The sequence below is a fragment of the Psychrobacter sp. NPDC064578 genome (assembly GCF_044901245.1).
In the GTDB taxonomy this organism is placed as follows: domain Bacteria; phylum Pseudomonadota; class Gammaproteobacteria; order Pseudomonadales; family Moraxellaceae; genus Psychrobacter; species Psychrobacter cibarius_C.
On sequence record NZ_JBJDPI010000018.1, the window covers coordinates 1 to 5,419 of the forward strand.

Annotated in this window: 2 tRNA genes and 2 rRNA genes; all 4 read left to right on the plus strand. The window is 48.5% G+C overall.

From position 1 onward, the window contains the following. Positions 1-373: 373 nt before the first annotated feature. The 4 genes from ACI2JM_RS14435 (at position 374) to ACI2JM_RS14450 (ending at position 5,371) form a co-directional block, all read left to right on the plus strand. Positions 374-1,912 (plus strand): 16S ribosomal RNA (locus ACI2JM_RS14435). Between the two features lie 75 nt (positions 1,913-1,987). Beyond that, positions 1,988-2,064: transfer RNA gene (locus ACI2JM_RS14440), tRNA-Ile, on the plus strand. 9 nt (positions 2,065-2,073) lie between these two features. Beyond that, positions 2,074-2,149, plus strand: a tRNA-Ala gene (locus tag ACI2JM_RS14445). 360 nt (positions 2,150-2,509) lie between these two features. Continuing rightward, a 23S ribosomal RNA gene (locus tag ACI2JM_RS14450) occupies positions 2,510-5,371 on the plus strand. Together the 16S and 23S rRNA genes with 2 tRNA genes alongside form the textbook arrangement of a ribosomal RNA operon. Positions 5,372-5,419 lie beyond the last annotated feature (48 nt).

The window sequence follows — 5,419 nt, forward strand, 5'->3', positions numbered from 1 at the left end:
ACAAAACATAAAAAAGCTTGACAATTCAAATCATTATGATAAGATAGTCGGCTCGCTAGATAGCTTGACCTGCAAGGGATTGAGACTAAACAGCAAGAGAGATACCCTATATATCAGTTACTGGACGACAGTGATTGAGCACTATTTAAAAGCATAACTAAAGAACAACTTGTGTGGATTTTTGCTGATTCAGAATGCTAAAAAATAAAGTTGGTTTTAACTCCTTTTCGGAGTTCATTCTAACTATAAAAATTATCATTTAAGACAGCAGAAAAACTCAAAGTTAATTCATTACGAACATAATTTTTAGCGATTTTGCCAGATTAAATGAGCCAAGTTTAGAAGCTTCTTTAAAGAGCTTCATAGCAAGATTAAACTGAAGAGTTTGATCATGGCTCAGATTGAACGCTGGCGGCAGGCTTAACACATGCAAGTCGAGCGGTAACAGGAGAAGCTTGCTTCTCGCTGACGAGCGGCGGACGGGTGAGTAATACTTAGGAATCTACCTAGTAGTGGGGGATAGCACGGGGAAACTCGTATTAATACCGCATACGACCTACGGGAGAAAGGGGGCAGTTTACTGCTCTCGCTATTAGATGAGCCTAAGTCGGATTAGCTAGATGGTGGGGTAAAGGCCTACCATGGCGACGATCTGTAGCTGGTCTGAGAGGATGATCAGCCACACCGGGACTGAGACACGGCCCGGACTCCTACGGGAGGCAGCAGTGGGGAATATTGGACAATGGGGGAAACCCTGATCCAGCCATGCCGCGTGTGTGAAGAAGGCCTTTTGGTTGTAAAGCACTTTAAGCAGTGAAGAAGACTCCATGGTTAATACCCATGGACGATGACATTAGCTGCAGAATAAGCACCGGCTAACTCTGTGCCAGCAGCCGCGGTAATACAGAGGGTGCAAGCGTTAATCGGAATTACTGGGCGTAAAGGGAGCGTAGGTGGCTCTATAAGTCAGATGTGAAATCCCCGGGCTTAACCTGGGAACTGCATCTGAAACTGTAGAGCTAGAGTATGTGAGAGGAAGGTAGAATTCCAGGTGTAGCGGTGAAATGCGTAGAGATCTGGAGGAATACCGATGGCGAAGGCAGCCTTCTGGCATAATACTGACACTGAGGCTCGAAAGCGTGGGTAGCAAACAGGATTAGATACCCTGGTAGTCCACGCCGTAAACGATGTCTACTAGTCGTTGGGTCCCTTGAGGACTTAGTGACGCAGCTAACGCAATAAGTAGACCGCCTGGGGAGTACGGCCGCAAGGTTAAAACTCAAATGAATTGACGGGGGCCCGCACAAGCGGTGGAGCATGTGGTTTAATTCGATGCAACGCGAAGAACCTTACCTGGTCTTGACATATCTAGAATCCTGCAGAGATGCGGGAGTGCCTTCGGGAATTAGAATACAGGTGCTGCATGGCTGTCGTCAGCTCGTGTCGTGAGATGTTGGGTTAAGTCCCGCAACGAGCGCAACCCTTGTCCTTAGTTACCAGCGGGTTAAGCCGGGAACTCTAAGGATACTGCCAGTGACAAACTGGAGGAAGGCGGGGACGACGTCAAGTCATCATGGCCCTTACGACCAGGGCTACACACGTGCTACAATGGTAGGTACAGAGGGTAGCTACACAGCGATGTGATGCGAATCTCAAAAAGCCTATCGTAGTCCAGATTGGAGTCTGCAACTCGACTCCATGAAGTAGGAATCGCTAGTAATCGCGGATCAGAATGCCGCGGTGAATACGTTCCCGGGCCTTGTACACACCGCCCGTCACACCATGGGAGTTGATTGCACCAGAAGTGGATAGCTTAACCTTCGGGGGAGCGTTCACCACGGTGTGGTTGATGACTGGGGTGAAGTCGTAACAAGGTAGCCGTAGGGGAACCTGCGGCTGGATCACCTCCTTATAGATGGCATTCGGTCAGCAAGAATTCACAACAAGTTGTTCTTTAGTTTAAGCTTACGTTTTAACAAGCGTAATTGGGTCTGTAGCTCAGCTGGTTAGAGCACCGTGTTGATAACGCGGGGGTCAGTGGTTCAAGTCCACTTAGACCCACCATTTTATAATGGGGCCATAGCTCAGTTGGTAGAGCGCCTGCCTTGCACGCAGGAGGTCAACGGTTCGACTCCGTTTGGCTCCACCACTATAGACGAATAAGCTTTAAGTGCTAATCGTATAAATAGAAACAAGTGATTTATCTTTGAATAAAGACACGATTACTTCTTTCTGTTTTATACAGAATCTGTGACTCGACGAGAGCATAGAGACTATTTAAAAACATAGATATGAGTCTGGGTTAGGAAGAGCGTGTTCACGCGCACTTCCTAACCTTAATCACTCACCTCTTAACGACATCAGTTGTTATCCCAGGGGTGAGTGATTAAAAAAGTAATAAGAGAACTGAATCAAGCGTATAAACATAGGTGATATCGTTATCATAATTAGATCTTATGACACTTTGAAGTCAACACTTATTTATAAGTTAGACTACTTGGGGTTGTATGGTCAAGTAATGAAGCGCACATGGTGGATGCCTTGGCAGTCAGAGGCGATGAAAGACGTGACAGCCTGCGATAAGCTTCGGGGAGGCGGCAATATCCTGTGATCCGGAGATTTCTGAATGGGGAAACCCACCTACCATAAGGTAGGTATCTTGTACTTGTACAAGAAGCGAACGAGGGGAAGTGAAACATCTCAGTACCCTTAGGAATAGACATCAAATGAGATTCCCCTAGTAGCGGCGAGCGAACGGGGAGAAGCCGATTAATGCTAATGTAGAAGAACAGCGTGGGAAAGCTGACCGTAGTAGGTGATAGTCCTGTATTCGAAACATTAGCGTTAACATATTAAGTAGAGCGGGGCACGAGAAATCCTGTTTGAAGATGGGGGGACCATCCTCCAAGGCTAAATACTCCTGACTGACCGATAGTGAACCAGTACCGTGAGGGAAAGGCGAAAAGAACCCCTGTGAGGGGAGTGAAATAGAACCTGAAACCGTGTGCGTACAAGCAGTGGGAGCCTTAATTTATTAGGGTGACCGCGTACCTTTTGTATAATGGGTCAGCGACTTATATTCTGTAGCAAGGTTAACCGTTTAGGGGAGCCGTAGGGAAACCGAGTCTTAATAGGGCGTTTAGTTGCAGGGTATAGACCCGAAACCGAGTGATCTATCCATGAGCAGGTTGAAAGTGCCGTAACAGGCACCGGAGGACCGAACCCACTGTCGTTGAAAAGCCAGGGGATGACTTGTGGATAGGGGTGAAAGGCTAATCAAACTCGGTGATAGCTGGTTCTCCCCGAAAGCTATTTAGGTAGCGCCTCGGACGAACACCATTGGGGGTAGAGCACTGTTTCGGCTAGGGGGTCATACCGACTTACCAAACCGATGCAAACTCCGAATACCGATGAGTGATATCCGGGAGACACACAGTGGGTGCTAACGTCCATTGTGGAGAGGGAAACAACCCAGACCGCCAGCTAAGGCCCCAAATTCCTAGTTAAGTGGGAAACGAGGTGGGAAGGCATAGACAGCTAGGAGGTTGGCTTAGAAGCAGCCATCCTTTAAAGAAAGCGTAATAGCTCACTAGTCGAGTCGGCCCGCGCGGAAGATGTAACGGGGCTCAAACTAGGAGCCGAAGCTGCGGATTTGAATTTGTTTTCAAGTGGTAGGGGAGCGTTGTGTAAGCCTGTGAAGGTGTGTCGTAAGGCATGCTGGAGGTATCACAAGAGCGAATGCTGACGTGAGTAACGATAATGCGAGTGAAAAGCTCGCACGCCGGAAGATCAAGGGTTCCAGTCCAACGTTAATCGGGGCTGGGTGAGTCGACCCCTAAGGCGAGGCCGAAAGGCGTAGTCGATGGGAAATCGGTTAATATTCCGATACTTGTTTATAATGCGATGGAGGGACGGAGAAGGTTATGTCAGCCTGGCGTTGGTTGTCCAGGTGAAAGGATGTAGGCTTACAACTTAGGTAAATCCGGGTTGTTACATGGCTGAGATCTGATAGCAAGCTGTACTTGTACAGTGAAGTGGCAAATACCATGCTTCCAGGAAAAGCTTCTAAGCAATAGTTATAAACGAATCGTACCCTAAACCGACACAGGTGATCAGGTAGAGAATACCAAGGCGCTTGAGAGAACTCTGCTGAAGGAACTAGGCAAAATGGTACCGTAACTTCGGGAGAAGGTACGCTGCTGATGGTGATAGGACACGCTCCTTGAGCTGTTGGCAGTCGCAGATACCAGGCTGCTGCAACTGTTTATTAAAAACACAGCACTCTGCAAACACGAAAGTGGACGTATAGGGTGTGATGTCTGCCCGGTGCTGGAAGGTTAATTGATGGGGTTAGCGTAAGCGAAGCTCTTGATCGAAGCCCCAGTAAACGGCGGCCGTAACTATAACGGTCCTAAGGTAGCGAAATTCCTTGTCGGGTAAGTTCCGACCTGCACGAATGACATAATGATGGCAGCGCTGTCTCCAGCAGAGACTCAGTGAAATCGAAATCGCAGTGAAGATGCTGTGTACCCGCGGCTAGACGGAAAGACCCCGTGAACCTTTACTACAGCTTTACATTGAACTTTGACCTGACTTGTGCAGGATAGGTGGGAGGCTTTGAAGCCGAGACGCTAGTCTCGGTGGAGCCAATCTTGAAATACCACCCTGGTCATGTTGGGGTTCTAACTCAGGTATAACAATACCGAGGACAATGTATGGTGGGTAGTTTGACTGGGGCGGTCTCCTCCTAAAGAGTAACGGAGGAGTACGAAGGTGCGCTCAGACCGGTCGGAAATCGGTCGTAGAGTATAAAGGCAAAAGCGCGCTTAACTGCGAGACCCACAAGTCGAGCAGGTACGAAAGTAGGTCTTAGTGATCCGGTGGTTCTGTATGGAAGGGCCATCGCTCAACGGATAAAAGGTACTCTGGGGATAACAGGCTGATACCGCCCAAGAGTTCATATCGACGGCGGTGTTTGGCACCTCGATGTCGGCTCATCTCATCCTAGGGCTGAAGCAGGTCCTAAGGGTATGGCTGTTCGCCATTTAAAGAGGTACGCGAGCTGGGTTTAGAACGTCGTGAGACAGTTCGGTCCCTATCTACCGTGGGCGTTGGAAATTTGAGAGGATCTGCTCCTAGTACGAGAGGACCAGAGTGGACGAACCTCTGGTGTTCGGGTTGTCACGCCAGTGGCATTGCCCGGTAGCTACGTTCGGATGGGATAACCGCTGAAAGCATCTAAGCGGGAAGCCCACCTCAAGATTAGATTTCCCTAAAGAGCCGTTGAAGACTACGACGTTGATAGGCAGGGTGTGGAAGTGCAGCGATGCATGTAGCTAACCTGTACTAATTGCTCGTTTGGCTTGACCATACAACACCCAAGTGGTTTGTATGAAAGCTCTAATTAATCTATCTTGTA